9 protein-coding genes and 1 pseudogene are annotated in these 19,858 nt (G+C 54.9%); 8 read left to right on the forward strand and 2 right to left on the reverse strand.

Features of this window, described 5'->3' with window-relative positions:
• Positions 1-935 precede the first annotated feature (935 nt).
• The 3 genes from RSSM_RS19295 (at position 936) to RSSM_RS19305 (ending at position 6,000) form a co-directional block, all read left to right on the forward strand.
• Entirely contained in the window at positions 936-1,289 is a 354-nt protein-coding gene (locus RSSM_RS19295) for a cupin domain-containing protein (protein WP_044303053.1), read from the forward strand.
• A 214-nt stretch (positions 1,290-1,503) separates the two neighbouring features.
• Entirely contained in the window at positions 1,504-3,792 is a 2,289-nt protein-coding gene (locus tag RSSM_RS19300) for an outer membrane protein assembly factor BamB family protein (protein ID WP_008682499.1), read from the forward strand.
• Positions 3,793-4,047: 255 nt separating this feature from the next.
• Positions 4,048-6,000: an outer membrane protein assembly factor BamB family protein gene (locus RSSM_RS19305; protein ID WP_390174062.1), complete on the forward strand. Its 1,953-nt coding sequence runs from the start codon at positions 4,048-4,050 to the stop codon at positions 5,998-6,000.
• Positions 6,001-6,237: 237 nt separating this feature from the next.
• Here RSSM_RS19305 and RSSM_RS19310 read toward each other — a convergent pair whose 3' ends face one another.
• Positions 6,238-7,434, reverse strand: a complete 1,197-nt coding sequence (locus RSSM_RS19310) for an LptF/LptG family permease (protein WP_008682502.1) — start codon at positions 7,432-7,434, stop codon at positions 6,238-6,240.
• Positions 7,435-7,855: 421 nt separating this feature from the next.
• A complete protein-coding gene (locus tag RSSM_RS19315; protein ID WP_008682504.1) occupies positions 7,856-9,544 on the reverse strand; it encodes a hypothetical protein in 1,689 nt (562 codons plus the stop codon).
• Positions 9,545-9,759: 215 nt separating this feature from the next.
• Between RSSM_RS19315 and RSSM_RS19320 the strand changes: the two genes are divergently transcribed.
• The 5 genes and pseudogenes from RSSM_RS19320 (at position 9,760) to RSSM_RS34840 (ending at position 19,631) form a co-directional block, all read left to right on the forward strand.
• Positions 9,760-11,118, forward strand: coding sequence for a dicarboxylate/amino acid:cation symporter (locus RSSM_RS19320; protein ID WP_008682506.1), 1,359 nt, complete (start codon positions 9,760-9,762; stop codon positions 11,116-11,118).
• 523 nt (positions 11,119-11,641) lie between these two features.
• Complete coding sequence (locus RSSM_RS19325) at positions 11,642-12,265, forward strand: hypothetical protein (RefSeq protein ID WP_008682508.1); 624 nt, start codon at positions 11,642-11,644, stop codon at positions 12,263-12,265.
• 198 nt (positions 12,266-12,463) lie between these two features.
• A complete protein-coding gene (locus RSSM_RS19330; RefSeq protein WP_008682510.1) occupies positions 12,464-15,196 on the forward strand; it encodes an O-antigen ligase family protein in 2,733 nt (910 codons plus the stop codon).
• Entirely contained in the window at positions 15,197-17,569 is a 2,373-nt protein-coding gene (locus tag RSSM_RS19335) for a GumC family protein (protein WP_008682512.1), read from the forward strand.
• Positions 17,570-17,739: 170 nt separating this feature from the next.
• Positions 17,740-19,631 (forward strand): annotated as a pseudogene (locus RSSM_RS34840) (polysaccharide biosynthesis protein).
• Positions 19,632-19,858 lie beyond the last annotated feature (227 nt).

The raw sequence follows: 19,858 nt of genomic DNA on the forward strand, positions 1-19,858 counted from the left end.
GGTAGGAGCTTCGCAGCAAGTTGCTGGCTCGCAGCAAGTGCTTTCGCATCCGCAAGCTGGCTCGCAGCACGAAGGAGCTTCGCAGCAAGTAGGTGCTTCGCAGCAGGTTGCTGGTTCGCAGCAAGTAGGTTCGCAGCAAGTCGACTCACAGCCGCAGGCCGGTTCGCAGCATGGGTCGTCGCAGCATGATGGTGCTTCGCAGCACGAGGTCGAGCTTCCGCAGCCCTTCATGCCAAGCATACGGTCGAGCAAGTCGAAGCCATAGCTTTGGCTACAAACTGAACTTGCCAAGACCATCGTCAGTGTAAGGATTGTCCGCTTCATGGAGATCAATCTCCCTCTCTAGAATTTTGCGGGATTGGAAAGACAGCTTTCCAATGTGGGCAGCGGACCAACTCGAACGAACCGTTGGGTGATCTGGGGACGCGGTCGTCGTACGAAGTCGCCGACGATCATTTCCCGAAATCTTTTTGCGAACACTCACGAACCAGGTGCGGACACCCGGCCCGCTGACTTCGTTCAGTTCACGTTTACCCGACAGTCCCGAAGACGAATCGTCTCCGAGTAAACGTCGCAATCTTTCTACTGTCCTTTGGAAACCTGTCTGATACCGACATCCGCTGTCGGCATTTCTGGGTCTGTCAGGGCTTTCCACGTCGTTTCGCCAACTTAGTGAAGCTGGGTCAGGTACGTGATCGGCCCTGGACACAGAGAGGTATCGGCGACGTTGGGCCTCGGGTACAGCCGAACGATTGCTTTTTTGTGGCTTGTTAAGCTTTTACGTTTATAAGGTTTTGACGCAAATGTCCGGTCATTTTCGTTGTATTGAACAATCGGCCGTCGCGACCCGTTAAAACCGTGTAAACTACCACTCCCGCCGTTTCACGCTCGTGAAACATCCGATCCCGCCCAACGTCACCTCCTCTGCATTGGAAATGGCTGAACCTCGCATCGTCGATTTGACAGCGATCGAACCGGTTTCGTGCCCATGCGGCCAGGCTCGTCGGGCGTTCGCCGACTTTCCGGAGTTCCCCGGGACCGTGCATCTGACGGACATTGACGCAGACGCTCAGCCCCATCGACACCGGGAACACACCGAAGTCTATGTGATTTTGGAATGTGAGCCTGGCGCGGCGATTGAGCTGGACGGAGTTCGGACGCCGGTTTCGCCGCTGACCGCGGTGGCGATTCCACCCGGCGTCGTGCACCGAGCGATCGGAATGATGAGGACGCTGGTCATTTGTCACCCTGAATTCGATCCGCTTGATGAAGATCTCTTGAAAAGCTGAATGGCGATTGTTTTGACCCGTGATGCTGAACCGGCGTTCCTCGCCGCGACAACTGAAATGATCATCTCAACCGCTCACTTACTTGATTGGCCAAATCGATATACTGCTCCGATCCATCACCTCCCGGTTTTTTTGACTGACTGTTAAAGTGGAGGGAAGCCAAACGGCTCTCACCCTCTGACTACCCACCGCCCCTACCATTTCGGTTCGCTTGATGTCCCCCACGACCTCGACACTTCTCCGCACCGTGCATGCTGACGTTGGCTTTTTCCGATCGCACATCGGTTCGTTGTTGGCCGCGACGGCGTTTGTGTTTGCCACTGTGACTTCGCTTTCAGCCTTTGCTGACGAAACGGCAGACTGGACCTTTTGGCGTGGCCCTCATTTCAACGGTGTGGCCGAGGCGGAGGGTCTGGTTGATGACTGGGACGCCGAAGGCGGTGACGACAGCAATCTATTGTGGAAACGGGATGATCTCGGTGCACGCAGTACTCCCGTCGTGATGGATGGGCGGTTGTACACGATCACTCGTGCTGATCGGGGAACGCCGATCGAAGGCGAGAAAGTCGTGTGTTTGGACGCGAAGACGGGCGAAACCCTTTGGGAGAACCGCTTTAACGTCTGGATGTCCGACGTTCCTGACACCCGCGTCGGGTGGAGCAGCGTCGTCGCCGATCCGGAATCAGGCAATGTTTATGCACTGGGCGTTTGCGACCTTTTCTTGTGCATTAACGGAAAAACGGGACAAACCATCTGGAGCAAACCGCTGCACGAGCAGTTCGGTCTGCTGAGTACCTACGGCGGACGGACGAACTTTCCCGTCGTTCACGAAGATCTTGTGATCATCAGCGGCATCATCATTAACTGGGGCGATGCCGCGAAACCGAACCACCGCTTGATCGCAATGGACAAACTCACCGGTGAGGTGATTTGGTTCTCCGGGACACGCGATCTGCCACACGATACGACCTACTCGGCTCCGACGCTGACCACGATCGATGGCCAGCGACAACTGATTCTGGGCACGGGCGACGGAGCGATCTGGGGTTTCCAACCACGCACCGGCAAACCGTTGTGGCACTATGACCTGTCACGTCGCGGGATTTTCGCGACCCCTTTGGTGGACGGTAACCGAGTCTATTGCAGCCACAGCGAAGAAAACGTCTCGGGCAGCGCGATGGGGGCGATCGCCGCACTGGAGGTTACCGGCAGCGGTGACGACACGACGGTCAAAGAGCTATGGAAGCTCGATGAACTCGTCGTCGGTCGCAGTGCCCCGGTCGTAGTCGACGGAAGACTGTATGTCGTGGATGACCGCTGCAAGTTGTGGGTCATCGATGCCGACACGGGCGACATGATCGCTGAACGGATCACCGTGGGCGACCGCAAGCAATGGCCGAGTTTGCTCTATGCCGACGAAAAACTGTACATCCTGACCGAAAACGGCCGCTGGGCGATCGCCGAGATCACCGAAGACGGCGTGGACTTCATCAACAAAGGTCGGCTTCGCAACGAAGCGTTCTACGCCTCGCCAATCTTGGCCGGAGGCAAACTGTACTTCCAAGGCACCTCGGCGCTTTACTGCGTCGGTACCGAGGAAGGCAAGCAGACGGCAGTGAGTCTGGCCGAACAACTCGTGGGCGAAACCCCGATCGAACAGAATTCGGAGATCACGCAGCTTCTGGTCACTCCCGCCGAACTGCTCGTGGAGCCCGGTCAGTCGGTTGAGTTGTCGGTACGCGTCTTCAATGAACTCGGTCAACAACTCGCGGCCCCCGGCAACGGTGACGTCACCTACGCGGTCAGCGGACCGGGACGGATCGAGAATTCAACCTTCATCGCGAGTGAAGAGGCTTCGCATGAGGCTGCTGTGATCACCGCTTCGATTGGAAGCGTTACGGGGTCGGCGCGAGTCCGAATCGTTCCGCCACTCCCCTGGAAATTCACTTTTGACGATCTGAGCGATCCGCCCGTGACTTGGGTCGGGGCTCGCTATCGTCACCAAATCCGGCCGGTTGATGGATCGCCCGCGTTGGTCAAGGTCAGCACGATTCCCAAAGGTGCACGCAGTCGTGCCTGGATGGGTTCGAGTGAACTGAACAACTACACCATCGCCGCGGACGTTCAAGGCAAACGTAGCAATGGCCAAATGCCGGACATCGGTCTAACCGCACACGGATATGTCCTCGACCTGATGGGCAACAGCCAGCAACTGCAAATCCGAACCTGGTCGCCGCAACTGCGGATGGCCCAAACGGTCGACTTCCCGTGGGAGCCTGATCGTTGGTACCGGATGAAATTGCGAGCCGAGGTCAAAGGCAGCGGCGAGAACGCAGTGGCGGTCTTGCAAGGAAAAGTGTGGCCACGCGATGAAGCCGAACCGGAAGCATGGACGGTGACGGCGGAAGATAAATCGCCTGTCATGACGGCGAGCCCCGGGCTTTACGGGAACGCCAAAGTCGCCGAAATCGCGATCGACAATCTGGAAGTCACTGAGAACTAAAGTCAACGAGAACGAGACGTCTTCAACAACCAGAAGTCACCGAGAACGAGATGCCGGTCCTGCGTGGCCAGGCTTTGATCCAACTATTCAACTCTCCCCTCCTATCCATCCTCCACCATGGCCCGTACTGAAATCACCGCATTGTTTTTGATGTTCGTTTCGTCCGTTTTAGGAGCGATCACGACCGTCCTAGTTGCCGGGGGCCAACCTCCGGTCAGCATGGTATTGCCCGCAACGGCTGTGAGTGCGGCTGCTATGGCACCGGACGTTGACACCGAATCCACCAAGAACGCAACGGACGCTGAGGCGGCGGATGCCAAGGTGGATGAGTTCATCGATCCGGACACTATCCTCAACGCCGGCAAGGATTGGCCGCAGTGGGGAGGTACCCGCGTGCGAAACAATGTGCCGAACGTGAAGAACCTTCCGGAATCGTGGAACATCGGTCGCTTCGACCGCCGCACCGGTGAATGGGATAACGAGAAAGCCGAAAATCTTCGTTGGTATGCCGAACTCGGTAGCCAAACCTACGGGAACCCGGTCGTTGCCAACGGCAAGGTCTACGTCGGAACGAATAACGGAGCAGGATATCTCGATCGTTATCCATCGAGCGTTGACCTGGGATGCTTGCTCGCGTTCGATCAGAAGACGGGTGACTTCCTGTGGCAGCACAGCAGCGAAAAACTGATCACCGGCCGCGTTCACGACTGGCCGTTGCAGGGCATCTGTTGTGCACCGCTTGTGGAAGGTGATCGCCTTTGGTTTGTCACCAGCCGCGGGGAAGTGCGTTGTTTGGACACCGAAGGCTTCTATGACGACGAAGACGACGGCGCTGTCCAAGGAGAAACCGCTCGCGTGGCTGATCTGATGGACAGCGGCGAAGGCAGTGAGTATGAGGACTCGCTGGCACAACTCAACGACGGAAAACTGACCGACGCGTTGCGGAAGAAACTCGCCGATGCCGGCAGCGAAGCGGGTGACGATATCAAAATCGAAACGCTTGCTCCGAACAAATCGTGGAAAGCCACGGGCACCTTCGGTGGAGTGGAGCGAGAGCTAGCGATCAAACAGCTCGGCCCTCGTATCTCGATCTTCAAATCACTCGGCGTTCATGACAAGAAAGACGCTGACGTGATTTGGGTGTTCAACATGATGGATGAACTCGGGGTCAGCCAACACAATATGTGTTCGTGCAGCGTCACCTCGTACGGTGATCTGCTGTTCGTTAATACCAGCAACGGGTTGGACGAGTCGCACATCAACCTGCCGGCTCCGGAAGCACCTAGTTTTATCTGCATGAACAAGAACACCGGTGAGGTGTTGTGGACGGATCGTTCGCCTGGCGCGAACATCCTGCACGGCCAATGGTCGAGCCCGTCGATCGAAGTTCTCGGTGGCGTTCCACAGGTTCTCTTTTGCGGCGGCGATGGCATCCTCTACAGCTTCAAGGCTAACGAAGGAAAAGACGGTAAACCTGAATTGCTGTGGAAGTTCGACTGCAACCCGAAGACTTCGAAATGGGTTCTCGGTGGCGAAGGGACACGCAATAACTTGATCGCGACCCCGGTTGCTTATGAAGGTTTGGTCTACATCGCCGTCGGACAAGACCCTGAGCACGGTGAAGGGGAAGGTCACTTGTGGTGTATCGATCCGACGAAGCGTGGTGATGTTTCGCCGCAGCTCGCAGTCAAGATGGAAGGTAGCAAGCGAGTGCCGATCGATCACAAACGGATTCAAGCCGTCGAACCGGAAGAAGGCGAAGCGGCCGTCGACAATCCGAATTCGGCAGTCGTCTGGCACTACTCGATCGCCGACCAAAATGACGATGGTGAAATCGACTTCGAAGAGGAAATGCACCGCAGTTGTGGAACCGTTGCGATCAAGGACGATGTTCTCTACATCGCCGACTTCTCCGGTCTTTTGCACTGCCTCGACGCCAAAGGGACTCCTGATGGAATGCCGATCGTGCACTTCACCTACGACATGTTCGCGCAAAGCTGGGGCAGCCCGCTGATCGCCGACGGCAAGGTTTACATCGGAGACGAGGACGGAGACGTTTGCGTGTTCGAATTTGGCCCCGAGAACAACGAACCGATCGAAGAGATCAACATGGGCAGCAGCGTTTACAGCACGCCGGTTGCCGCTGATGAGACAATCTTCATCAGCACCAAAGACAAGCTCTTTGCGATCGGAATCACCGAGGACTGAGAGCCTCGGTAACGCTCGCGGATCGAATGCCCGCGAACCGCACGCCTACGAGTCGGGTTCGTTAAGAGACCAAGCGTTTATCAAGAAAATTAAAGGCCGCCAAGCATGTATGTGTTTGGCGGCTTTTTCGTGCGCTGGTCTCCGAATCCGTTTCGCAACCTGTTTCGACGTCCCTTTGGAGGGCGTCCTGGGAAGGTGTCTTGAAACAGCTTCTCAGGCAATGCCGAAGAGCAATCGCTAGTAGCGACGCACCTTCGTCATCAGGATGGTGCCGATGCCTGCGAGCACGACATTCCCCGTCCACACACCATAAGGCGGCAGGTCTCCGGCTTTGGCTTGGTCGAGCCCAAAGAGGAACAGGGGATAATAGATGAGGATGATCGGCAGGAAACACATGCCGAACGTCGTCCAGTAGTCACTCGTCTTAGCCAGGATCGCGAGCGGAGCGCCGACGAAGACAAAGAAGAAGCACGTAAACCCTTCGGCCCACCGTCGCCATGGTTCGGTGCGTAGACGCGTCAGGCGGTGGCGGCTCGATGCGAGCGAGCTGTGGATGCCTTGAGCTTCCGGGCCGCCAATTGTTTCGGGTCGCGATTGCAACAGTGCGAACCCGGTGAACGCCGCCAACTTGCCGATTGCCGCGTGGGTGTCTTCGCGTTGCCTGGACTTCTCACGGCTGATCAATCGGAGTGGCAGTTCGCTGGGGCTCTTCGATGCCGTGTCGTCTTCACTGAGAGCGTTGCCGAGCGGAATCTCGAACGTCGCTTCTCCGGGAAGTGTTCCGCCAAAACCGCGGCCCCGAACGACTTTACTGTCGACGAGTTTGAGCACCAACGCCTGGCGTTCTTCGTCCATGACGAGTTGGCCTTCGCTCGCGGTAACCTCGAACGCTTCTTTGCCTCGGCCGCGAATGACCACGGTCGGCGAGATCATTCGGCGGTCTTTGATCTCGCGGACGTGAATCGAAAAACCATGGTCGGACGTGAACGAATGCTGCGCCTCGAGAACTTTGTAGGCGATGTCTTCGATCGAAAGCAGGACCACGCGTTTCACGCCGGGTTTCCCCCACGACACCGCCATGTCGCTGCAGTAGACCGCGATCGGGCTGAGTAAAGCCGCAAACACAATCGCCGGTTGCAGTAGTCGCAGCGGCGAGATCCCCGACGACTTCACCGTGCTGACTTCGCCGTCGGCAGCCATGCGGCCGTACACGCAGCAGACCGAAAACAATGCCGTCGCCGGAACAGCGTGTTGCAGCGAAATCGGCATCGCAAAGGGCAGCAGATGCAGCACCGCCATCGGGCCGAGTCCCTTGCGGATTAACTCACGCGCCACCGCGATCAGCAAGATGATCGTTGTTAGAACTACCAACGCGACAACGAAGATCCGCAGGATCTCCCACAAAATGGTTCGCGTTAATCGGGTAGGGATCACGAGGGGCGTGTCGGAAATCGAGGGTTATTGCCGGGGAACAACAAAGCCCGTCGCGTGTGAGTGTGTTTCACGCCCGTGAAACATGGCGTCACATCGTCCAAACGCAACTGGACAAAGCGACTTATTAGCAAAACGCATGGCCGAGTGAACAGAGCGTTACTCGCCTATCGCCTGATTATCTCAAAGGAGTTGGCGGCGTTCGTTTCCCCGAGAAGTCCTTCGATTGCTCGAACATGGTGCTCAACCATCGACGAGTTGGGCCGGAAATTCCATTAGCTGAACATGCCATCAACTGAAAATTCCATCAGTCGATATGTCCGTATTGACGAGGCGTGCTTCGATGGTTTTCGAGCCACAGACGACGCCATTTACCTAGCCCCGCTCGGTAGGGCTGGATCGTCGGTCCGCACGATCAATCCGGTCAAGCCATGGCTGGTGCGGAGACCGGTTGAGGTGGATAGGCGAAACGACCGTAGTGTGAATCGACAATCTCCCACTTCTCACATTGAGCGCAGTGAAGGGCGTCGGCCATGCACCGTTCGCTGTAGTGGATCACGTCACGCCATTCGTTCGGTTCGAGTAGGACCATTTTGGTGTGGCGTCGCTCTGCAATCTCGGCTGCTACCTCAAGGTGCTTGGTAACGAGTTTTGGTGCCTTCGTGGTTACAAACGTTCGCAGGCTCGCCGCCTCCCCGTTGATCGTCTCGGTCAGACGTTCGTCTTCCCCGTTACCGCTGATGACCACGTGTCCGTCGTCGAGGATACTGACCATCCTCAACCGCATGTGATCGTCGAGGCAGTCAGTCATCGCGAGAACGAGATTGCGGCAGCCCACCTGAACAGTCGCTTCGATCGTATCTTCTCCCCGTGCGATTTCGATAATCAACGGGCTATCAAACTGCAGTCGTTCGAGACTGTCGGTTTGCTTTTGCACGTCGGAGGCCGTTTCCATATTGGGCGAAACGTTCAGACGCGGGTCGAGGTAACGGCGGGTGTAGTCGCTGCTGGTGATCATCGATTGCAACGCTGCAGGTCGCGGTTCGGGATCGGTCGACTCGGTGTTTTCGCTCTGAGTCTTCTGCTTCTTTGATGTCTTTTTGCTGGCGACCGATGGTACCATATCGGACAGTGCATCGTGATCGAGCGAAACGGTCTGGCGCTTTTCTCGCATACTTAGCATCGTGCCGAGCAAGGCTGCGGTTCCAAATGATGCCGAAACCACACCGGCGGCCTGCCACGCCCAGATGCCACCGGCCTCGCCGAGATGCCCCATCTCAAAAGCGAGGTGGTATCCGCCGGCGATCCCTGCGGCGCCGATCATGATCGACAGCAACCATGTCATGCGGTCACCCCGGCCGCTGCGAAGCGGTACGCCGGGCAAACCGATCAAGGCGGAGATCGGTGAGAGTATCGACCACCAACCGAGCCGAACGCTGCCGCACAGTACGAGACCGAGAGCGAGCGACAAGCCTCCGCCGATGCACCACATCAACGCGTTTTGCTGCGACGCGATCGTACTGGCGGGTTTGAGCGAGAATGCTGGGATCTTGGCTGCCTGACGCAGGCCTTCGGGGACAGGCAATGAAAGTTGGTCGGCGATCGCGCAGATGTATTTTGCCGTTGGGTCTTCGCTGACGTGAGCGACCAACGCACCGGTTTCACTGGTTTCGGCCGTTGCGGCTTCTGCCGTTTCTCGACCGGGGCTCAGGCGGAGCGGTTGCGGGCCTGGGCGTTTGACCATCCCACGCGGAAGAACGTCCCCGCGGACGAGTTTGTCTACTAACTTGCTCGCACGTGGGTACGCCAAGACAGCCTGCACCTTTTCACCAATCGGCGAATCGGAAAGTCCGGCCGCGTTCAAGTCGAGTTTCGCCGGCGGGTGAATTTCAGCGTCGCGCAGCACGACCATGGAAGTCTCTTCAGGCACACCACCACGCAACAGTTCGATGCAAGTCAATGTCACCGGCGTTTGATTCTTCGTCAGTGACTGGTGCAGCGACGGGACGCCGACAAACACGCTTGTCACCAATCCGAAAATGAATAGAAGCGTGCCGAAGGAGGCCCGGCGGAATCCGCCGCGCGTCGAGTGGTTAGAACGAAACAGCCCCATGAGCGTGTTCCCAACGAAAGAGTGTCATCGAATCAGAAAAGTAACTTCAATAGAAAAGTAGGTCGCGTTTGATCAGTTGCCACCACATTCGGGGGAGGCAAACGGGTATTTTGTTTTCATTGACGACACTGCCATGACGGCAATGGACGAAGGGTTTCTAATGGGCCTTCATCCGCGATGCGATGTTTTCCAGGGAATAATGAAGGAACAGTAAAATGGCCGACCATTCAAAGCCACCCAAACACAGCAATTCACTCACCTACTGGATCGCCGGCGCGATTGTCGCGGCAATCGCGGTCGCACTGCTTTTTCCGAATGTAGCGGTGCATTTTGATATCGGCGGAGAGTTGTTTCTCCGCGCGTTGAAGATGATCGTCGTGCCGTTGGTGTTCACGTCGGTCATGTGTGGTGTGCTCGGGCTCGGCGATGTGCGTCGCTTGGGCAAACCCGGCGCCGCCGCGGTGGGCTATTACCTGTGTACCACGGTGCTGGCTGTCATTGTGGGATTGATTGTCGTCAACGTCGTGCGTCCCGGCGTCGGCACCATCAACAAGGAACAACTCGAGAAATTTGCCACCGCGGAAGAGATGCCCGATCAGGTCCTCCGCCGAACCCTCGCCGCCGAAAGTGGACTGAGCGAGGATGCGGTCGCTAGCGTGTTCACCGATTTGCCGGCCGATAACGATGAGGCCCCCAGCACCAACGTGATCCTGAAAAACCTGGCATTGATGTTGGTGACAGACAATCTATTTGGGGCCGCCGTCGAGACCCAGTTGCTCCCAATCATTGTGTTCACGATTTGCTTTGGGGCGTTGCTAACAACGATGCCAGATGAGACTCGTACGATTGCCACCTTTGTCAGCGAAGCCAATCATGCGTTGCTTTCGTTCGTGATGGCGCTGATGAAAATCGCTCCGATCGGAATCTTTTGTCTCGTCACGGCCCGTTTCGGAAAGGCACAAGCCGACGGGCGGTTCTTCGAGGAACTCGGGCAAATCGGTTGGTACTTTGCCGCCGTCCTGATCGGGTTGGCGATTCATGCGTTTGTTGTGTTGCCGTTGATCTTTTGGATCGTGCGTCGGGAAAACCCGTTCCGCTTCGCCGCCGCCATGAGCCAGGCGCTTCTCACGGCGTTCTCGACCGCGAGTTCCTCGGCAACCCTGCCGGTAACACTGGAGTGCGCCGAATCAGCGGGAATCCCGAAACGTTCGACTGAATTCGTCATTCCCCTCGGAGCGACCATCAACATGGACGGAACGGCGCTCTATGAGGCTGCAGCAGCGATTTTCATCGCCCAGGCAATCGGGAATGACCTAACGATTGGGCAGCAGGCCATCGTTGCCGTCACCGCAACCCTCGCCGCGATCGGAGCGGCGGGGATTCCCGAAGCAGGATTGGTGACCATGCTGATCGTTCTCGGTGCCGTGGGACTGCCGCTGGAGTACATCGGATTGATCCTAGCCGTCGATTGGCTGTTGGACCGTTTCCGGACGACAGTCAATGTCTTCGGAGACAGTGTCGGAGCGGCGGTCGTCGGGGTGACCATTCCCGAGGACGCTCCCTCGGCGAGTTAGAGTACGGCAAGTCAGAGGCTGGACGATCCTGTAATGCTATCGCCAATTTTACTGTATGAATGTTTGTCACTCTTGTGGCGAACGTCGGATGAAGAATGCCGAGTTCATGGATCGGGGTAGCCGCCCGCGCAGTGTTCCAGTCGTTTGCGGTGCGTGTTTCGTGGCGAGCGAGTCATCGCAGTTCGTGTGTCGAAGCGGGCACGCTCGGCCCAAGCATCCTGCGTTCCAAATTGGGAAATGCTTGGTTTTTAGAGTGTTTCAGCCTACCGCTCGGAGTCGGCAGGAGGCGACATCGCTGCTATCGTGTTAGTGTGAATTTGGGCGGTGGCCGTGCGTGCACGTGTTCGCGTGGCTAGTTCACCGTTCAGTCCCCCCATTTAATCGGCATAAATGACAAAATAGGGGCAATAGGGGGTTGATTCGGGTGGTTGGTACTCCTATTATCGGTTGAGCTTGTAGGAGGATGCCGCGCTGGCACTGATTGCGAGTCTGTTTTGGTCACCAAACCAAGGGTATCTACATCATGATGAAAACATTCGGAAAACTGGCGATTGCAGCCATTTGCGTCGCAGGGCTCGGTGTCCAAGCGTTCGCGGTCAGCAGCGAAGGTGCGACTGCCGACACGAAGTCCACCCAAGAGAACCGAGAAACCTTGGTTTCGAAGATCTTGGCTGATAGCGAAGAAAACAACCTTACTTGCGAGCAGCTCGTTACGAAGCTCGATATCGAGATCATCGAACTGGATCTTAAGCTCGACGAAGGTGCTGAGAACGAAGAGGAATTGCTGGCTGAGCGTGAGTCGCTCGTCGGTTGCCGTCTCAGCCAACCTTGTCACGCGGAAGTCGTGACTCCAGTTGCACCTTGCTGCGGTCACGCGGTCGAGGTTTGCTGCTGCGAACAACCCGTCGAAATCATCGAAGAAGTGGTCATCAGCGAAGAAATTCTTTGTGAGGAAGAAATCCTCGTCGAAGAGCCACTCGAGGGTGCACCAATGATGGGCTGCGGATACGGCAGTTCCTGCGGCATGGGCGGCGGCGGTGGAGGAGGCGGCTTCGGCGGTGGCGGTTTGGCCCTCGCTGGATTGGCCGGTCTCGCCGGACTCGCTGGTTTGGATGACGACGATAATGTCGTTTATATCCGTCCATAGTTCTGACAACTAAATCGAATAACTACAAACGCCGTCCCTTTTGGGCGGCGTTTTTTTTGGCACAGCCGGCTCTAACTGGTTAATATTTTCCCAATCGAGGATGGTGCAATCGAGAGTTTGATTTAGACTCATTGCTCTCATCTTCTCTCGGACAATGCGCAAGGACGTGGCGCTGTTTACCTCCCGGTAATTGCACTCATGCCCAAGCACGCTTCGCCATCCCAAAGTGACGGTTTGCACGCCGGTCGTGTCGGATCGCGGCAGGTGCCCCGATGGGGACAAACACCTTTCTTGGACGCGTCGCGGATCGTGTTGGTTGCGACGATTTGGATCGCGGCTTGGCTGATCGGTGGCTTTTACCATCTCCCGCGTTTCCTGATTCTCAGTTCGCTCGCTGCGGCCCTGTTGCTCGCGTGGCTGGATCTGAGACACGTCGCCCCCATGCTCCGCCCCACACGCTGGCTGTGGGGCTTGTCACTGGGGCTGATTGCGATCGCCGTGACACAGTTGGTTCCCTTGCCCTCGTGGTTGGCCTCCGCAGTGAGTGGAACTTATTCACTCCGAGAGCAATACGCGGGAATCGATCCATCGAGTTGGTCGATCATTTCATTGGTGCCGTGGGAATCTTACAACTGGATCGCATTGGCGCTGATTGGCATCGTCGGCTTGTTTCTAGGTGCGGGGCTTTTCCAAACACCCAAGACGAGATTGTTCTTGCTCGCAGCCATCGCCACTTGCGGGGCCACACAAGTGTTCTGGGGCATCGTGCAGATCGCGGTTCACCCCGGCGAGATCTTTTGGGGAGTGCCCAACGAAGGTGGAACAACACCGTTTGGCACCTTTCTAGTTCGCAACCATGGGGCCGACTTTGTCGGCATGGCGCTGTTCTGTGCCATCGGTTTGCTGCATTACGTGATGAGTTCTAATCGCTCATCCAAGTCCGGCGTGTATGAGGTTCCTGGCGGTTGGTCGCGTGTGCTGAGCAATCCACTGGTGTTGTCGATTGCGTTGCTGGTCGTTTGGCTACTCGTGGGATTGGTTTGTAGCAATTCTCGCGGAGCGTGGACATCGTTCATCATCACCGCTGTCGCGATCGCTCTTGTGTGGAAGCATCGAAAGTCTCCCCGGCGACTGGGACGCTTTGGCGGATTCTTGGCGGTCGCGCTGCTGAGCATGCTGGTGATTCAGTCGATTGGTTTTCTCGATCGCTTTGAGGATCGCATAGACGATCTGAATGTCGATCGGGTCATGGCGGACGGGCGATGGCAAATTTGGCGAGATTCGATTCCCGCGCTACTGCACTTTCTGCCACTTGGATCGGGGCTCGGGACCTATGGGTATGCAATCTTGCCGTTTGAGCCCACGACGAGTCGAGGTTGGTTGCCCAACGCCCATAACCAATATTTAGAAATGCTGGTCGAAGCCGGGATTCCTGGGATCTTATTAGTTTGCGGATTCCTTTACGTCGCCGGCAAAGCAGCAATTTCGCTTTGTCAATCTGATAGGACTGTTGAGAAGCAAGCACTTGGTATCGCTGCTCTGGGCGCATTGTTGTTTCAGGCACTTCACGCGTTCACCGAGTTCGGGTTGTTGATGCCGGCAAACTTGCTGGTCGCGTGTGTGCTCATTGGTGCTTCCGTGGCGGCGTCACCTTCAGGCCGGCATCGAGTGTCCAAGTCGAGCAGATCGGCGAGTCGGTCGGCGAGTGAGTCGGCGAGTAGCAAACCGGGAGCGGTAAGGTTATCAGTCAGTTCTGCAACGCGAGGCCCGCTTCTGGCAACTTCCATTGTCGTGGTGCTTATGGGGGCGGGGCTGTCATGGGCGCTTTGGCATCAGGCACGTTGTGTGAGGGGGGATCGCCTTCTTGCCTCAACTACTTTCACGCCGAGTACTCCGTCACCAACTGTCGCTACCGCGGACGAGTGGATCGACCAACTTCAACAAGAATTAAAACGCAGCCCGTCGAATGAACGTTTGCGCCGTCGATTGATTCAGTTACACATGCATCGGGCCCAGCGTTTTACTTATGATCAGATCCGAGCAGGGCAAGTCGCGCAGGCACGTCCCACCAATCCGATCGATGATTGGGATCGCACTTCTCTCGGATCGATCATTACCAAACTATATGACGAAAGCGATCGCAGCCCGACCGAGTTGCAAAAGCAGCGAATCAAGCAGCAGATCGCATCGGAGCCTTCGCTGGAAGCGGCGTGGAGCCAGTTCGCGTTGTCGTTGGCAGCCAATCCCGTCCAACCAAAAACTCATATGCGGATGGCTCAGCTTGCCGCCGCATCCGGCCGTCCGTGGGACAAAATTTTCGCAAATTCCATGCGGCTTTCCGCAGTAGATCCGCGTCAAACTTTGGGCAATGGGCTGCTCGCCTGGGCTGCCGGTGATATCGAAGCGATGACAGATCAATGGAGACAAACGCTTTCGGTTGATCTGACGCATTTGGAATTGATCTATCGCCTCTCCCGACTAAAGTTGACCGACGAAGCAATTGCTGAACACCTGATGCCCAACAATTGGGTGGCCCCTTACCGATTGGCATTGAGGATCGCAAAGGAGCCTGGCGTAGAGGAGTTGCGAGATGCTTTGCTTGAGAAAGCAGCGGCAGCAGCCACGTCGACTGAGATGAAACCTATTTCCCGGCTGGTTGCACTCGCGTCCATTGCTTCGTCGCAGGGTGACTACAAAACTGCAGCGGAGCATTGTTCGCAAGCGGTACAAGCCGACCCAAAGGATCCCGAATTAAGATATCGCTACGCTCGAATGCTTTACCAAAGCGGTATTGCCGATGAAGCTGCCTCGCAAGCTCGAGTCGCCATGAATTTGGCACCGACCAATCAGCGTTATAAGACCCTGTTCGAGCAGTCCAAACGACTGCACCATCGACAATCGACCAAACTTCTCCCCATCGAGACGCCGTAAATGAACGACACCGCTGCTCCTCAACCTCGCAGTTACCCCGAACAGCAAGAAACGGACCTGCTAGATCTCCTCGGCATCCTCCGCCGCCGCAAAGGCCTCATCGCCCTCGGCTTGTTCATCGGTGTAGCCGCGGCTGTTCTTTATTACGTTCTGACTCCGCCAACATTCCGTGCAGAAATGGAAATTTTGGTCGGCCAGAAGTCTGGTGATTTGGTCAGGGGAGCTAATTCGAGTTCATCGGTGGAAGGGGTCGATACCAAAGAAGATGTTCTTTCAACTCATATTCAGCTTTTTTCAAGTCGACGAATACTTAAGTCTGCGATCGAAAAACATGACCTGGACGAAGTAAAAAGCGTTGTCGATGCGATCAGTGAAAGCGAAAATTTGTCGCCGCTTGCTTATATTTTGGACAATCTTGAGGTAACCAAAGGAGGGGATGGTGTAGCTAAAGACGCTCACACCCTAAAGGCAACTTATGATGATCCATCGCCAGTTGATTGTGCTTTAATACTCCGGGCTATTTTTGACGAATATAAGATCTATCTCGACGATCATTTTGCAGGAACGAGCACGCAGGCAGTGGAGTTGCTTACGCAACTGTCAGAAGAAACTGCTCAGGAGGTTCGTGATGCAGAAAGGAAGCTCGCTGAGCATCTCGCAGGCAGCCAAATCATGTGGGACGGTGAGAAGACACGAAACATCCATAAGGAACGTCTCGAAAAAATCGAAGATGACTTGCATGAATTGACAGAGAGGGAAGCCGAGTCGTCGTCTCGTCTGACGGTCATATCCGATTTCCTTGCTAGTAAAGATGCCAGTGAAATCACCGATGTTGATCGGTTTTCTTTGCTTAGCGAGAAGGAGGTAAATCGTCTGAAGTTGATGATTGAGATGACCCGAGGTGACGTTGCCAGTGAGGCATTTCAGGCTGATCAGCCAATTCGGCAAGCAACGGCGCAAGCTGAATACGACGAATACTTAACGCTCGTGATGAAGGAAAAGAAGCTTCGCGAGAAGTTCAGTGACGGGCACCCGCAGATTGTGTCGTTGCGTGAGCAAATCGAGATGATGCGGAAGTTTATCGACAATAACTCATCAAAGATTCAAGCCCGTGACGCTCAGGAACGTATCACGCCTGCCGAAATGCTGCAGACCTATGTGGGGCTTCTGAAGAACGATGTTATGGGGCTTCAGCGTCAGCGGCAGGTTCTGCAGACGCGAAGCGAACAGGAATTGAAACTTGCAAAGCAACTCGAGCAAGCCGAGGTCCAAGCCGAATCGATGCGACGTGACCTCGAGCGTCGGCAAGCAATCTTTGACGATACTCAGTCCACGTTGAAAGAACTGAACTTCGTCCGTGACTACGCGGGTTTCTCAACTGATGTCATTGGAGACGCTGAGTCGCAAGAACGACCCGCATGGCCGCGTCCGTTGATTGTTCTCGCTCTTGGTATCTTCGCCGGTGGAATGTTTGGCATGGGGATGGCGTTGCTGGCTGATTTGATGGACACAACCTTCGTTGATCCTGACGATGTGCAAGCAACTCTCGGGGCGCCCGTTCTTGCCCATGTTCCACGCTTTGATCCCATCAAACGCAAGCGAAAAGATCCGCCATTTGAAATCGATAGTTCCATTCGTGTCCATCACCAACCTCGTACCCCAGCGGCAGAAGTATTTCGGGTGCTTCGTACAGGGTTGCTGGTGGCAGCACGTAAGAATGGGCATCAGGTGATTCAGGTTACGTCTCCGCTTCCCGGTGACGGTAAATCGACGACGAGTGTCAATCTTGCGATGGCTTTCGCGCAGACTGGAAAGCGTACGCTCATCGTGGACGCTGACCTTCGAAAGCCTAGAGTGGCCCGTTTGTTACACCTATCTGGTGAGTCCGGTTTCTCAGAGGCGTTGCAGGATCTTTGTGACCCGACTGACGTGGTTCAATCAACAGTCAGCGATAACCTGTTCGCCGTTTCGGCAGGGGCGATTCCAGCAAATCCATCGGAGCTTCTGCAATCCGATCGTTTCTCCCAATTGATCAATGTCTGGCGTGACAAATTTGATTTCATTGTTGTTGATACGCCACCCGTACTAGCCGTCTCTGATGCCGCCGTGGTCTCCGAGGAAATGGACAATGTTTTGTTAGCCGTGCGGATTATCAAAAACGGACGCAAGTCGGCGATTCGTGCTTGCGACATCCTTCAACGCAGTGGAAGCGAAGTTGGGGCCATCATAGTCAATGGTTACCAGTCGAAAGACAAGAAGTATGGATACACTGGTGGCTACGACGCTGATGCTTATGGCTACGGCTACGGCGAATCTCACAAAGCTTACTATGGCGAGAAGTCAGCTCCTTTTGATCTGCAGTCAGTGTCGTGACCCGTGTGTCCTTCTTGAGGAAGCTTCTCGTGTTCAAATCGTTTCTGTTTGTATGGATTTTGCTTTTGGGAAGCTGTGAAGTTTTATTTAATAGCTTAGTGACCAAGTGATATATGTATAAATTCGACGGATCGCATCCATCACTGAAGCAGCTCGCTGGTTTTGTTGCCATGACATTAGATTATGCTCGCAAGCCCCCAGTTCGGTTGGCGATCTTGGTTGTTCTTCACACGTTTCTCTTTGCCATCATTCTATTGTCGGCCTTTTGGATTCGCTATGAATTTCAGTTTACTGATCGTGCTTGGAGCTTGGTTTTGCAATCGCTGCCACTAGTGGTGGGGTTGAAGGTGGTGTTGTTCTACTTATCAGGTCATTTTCATGGTTGGTGGCGATACGTTACCTTTGGCGATTTGATCGCACTGTTTCGCGCGACTACAGTATCCCTTGCAGCAATGATTTTGCTCGGGTATTTGACATATGGTTTTGTTGGTCAAGTTCCACGCAGTGTTGTTCTGCTGGATTCAGCTTTGACAATTCTTTGTATTGGTAGCTTGCGAAGCTCCTGGCGCTTGTTCGATGAGCAGTTCGGGCCAGCTCTCAAGAGAAGGAAGTTTCGCCCAGCGTTGATTGTTGGTTGTGATCATCTGACAGGTCAATTGGCGAGTCAGGTGAACGCAAGGCAAGGATTAGATTACCGCATTAAAGCACTGGTAGCTGTAGGGGATTATAGGCGTCACGCGAGACTAGGGCATCTTCCGGTTGCCGGAGATCTGAATTCGATAGTCGAGATTGCTGAAAAGTTTCGTGCGAAGGATGTTCTAGTGCCGGCCGGGGTTCTTCCCGCTGAGCGACTCCGTAGCCTTGTAGAACAATGCAACGACTCAAACCTGGACTTAAAGATTCTGCCTCCATTGGATGATGTCCTGCAGGGGACGAATGATATTCCCGTTCGCTCGTTAGACATCAACGACTTGCTGCGTCGAGATCCTGTGGTCTTGGACAATCATGCGATCGGCGGCCTGATCTCAGGCAGGCGGGTGATGGTTACGGGGGCAGGTGGTAGTATTGGCAGTGAGATATGTCGACAAGTAAAAGCATTTCTTCCCTCTGAATTGATTTTGGTAGTAGGGGGGAGAACCGGATCTTCGCAATAGACGCTGAGCTTCGCGGTAGTATGCCTAGGCAGTCATTGGTCCCAGTGATAGCAGATATCGCGGATCGTGGCCGGATGGAAGTCGTGTTTAAAAGATACCGTCCTGAGATCGTTATTCACGCCGCTGCACACAAACACGTGCCTTTGATGGAAATGCATCCAGGTGAGGCTATTAGGAACAATGTTGGCGGAACTCGTGTCATTGCCGAATTAGCGGACGAATCAAAAGTTGATGCGTTTGTGTTAATTAGTACTGATAAAGCTGTTCGTCCTGCTAATGTGATGGGTGCGACTAAGGCAATGGCCGAAAAAATCATCCATACGGTTGGTAGTCGATCCCAGACAAAGTTTTGTGCTGTTCGTTTTGGTAATGTTCTAGGAAGTGCAGGAAGTGTCGTGCCAACCTTCCAGAGACAAATAAGGGGCGGTGGTCCAATTACCATTACTGACCGACGCATGACGCGGTTTTTCATGTCCATTCCAGAGGCTAGTCAGCTTGTTTTGCAGGCCGCGGCTATGTCTAAGGGTGGGGAGGTGTTTGTTCTTGATATGGGGAACCCGCTTAAAATCGTAGACCTTGCGAAGGATGTAATACGTCTTAGCGGTCTGCCTGCTGACGGAATTGACATACAAGTCATCGGAATGCGACCAGGGGAAAAACTGTTTGAGGAACTGCAGTCTGATTCAGAAATCCGGATGGAGACAGCACACTTAAAGGTAAATGCTATATATCAACCGCCGTATAGTAATGAAAACATGATGCAAATGGTTTCGGAGATTCTTAATGGCCTTGAAGAGGCGGAGCCAGACCAGATTCGCGAAACGTTGTTTTCTATGCTCGAACGGATAGATGCGGATCGGGTTTCTTCGGAAAAGAGGGGGACTCGACCGGTTAACGCTTGCCGGTGACTTACCTTGTGGTTGGTGTTGAACGTTTCCCTGAACCTAGTTGCGATTGAATGATGCTGCTCTTGCACGTTCGCGGCAAGTCGTTCTAGGTGGTGTCGCTATGTGATCCGTTCGCGAAAATATTTGTAACGAGAATTGGCGTCGACCAGTTTCGCATGATTTACGTCATCTAGTTATTTGGTTCCAAAAAATGTGTCCTGTTTTTTGGTTCGGTCTTAAATACTTGG

The organism is Aporhodopirellula sallentina SM41 (assembly GCF_000346505.1).
GTDB lineage: Bacteria > Planctomycetota > Planctomycetia > Pirellulales > Pirellulaceae > Rhodopirellula > Rhodopirellula sallentina.

Bases quoted from the DNA above. Each gene is read 5' to 3' on its own strand.
- RSSM_RS19300 (WP_008682499.1), top strand. From the start codon at position 1,504: ATGTCCCCCACGACCTCGACACTTCTCCGCACCGTGCATGCTGACGTT.
- RSSM_RS19305 (WP_390174062.1), top strand. From the start codon at position 4,048: ATGGCACCGGACGTTGACACCGAATCCACCAAGAACGCAACGGACGCT.
- RSSM_RS19295 (WP_044303053.1), top strand. From the start codon at position 936: ATGGCTGAACCTCGCATCGTCGATTTGACAGCGATCGAACCGGTTTCG.
- RSSM_RS19320 (WP_008682506.1), top strand. From the start codon at position 9,760: ATGGCCGACCATTCAAAGCCACCCAAACACAGCAATTCACTCACCTAC.
- RSSM_RS19325 (WP_008682508.1), top strand. From the start codon at position 11,642: ATGATGAAAACATTCGGAAAACTGGCGATTGCAGCCATTTGCGTCGCA.
- RSSM_RS19335 (WP_008682512.1), top strand. From the start codon at position 15,197: ATGAACGACACCGCTGCTCCTCAACCTCGCAGTTACCCCGAACAGCAA.
- RSSM_RS19330 (WP_008682510.1), top strand. From the start codon at position 12,464: ATGCCCAAGCACGCTTCGCCATCCCAAAGTGACGGTTTGCACGCCGGT.
- RSSM_RS19315 (WP_008682504.1), bottom strand. From the start codon at position 9,544: ATGGGGCTGTTTCGTTCTAACCACTCGACGCGCGGCGGATTCCGCCGG.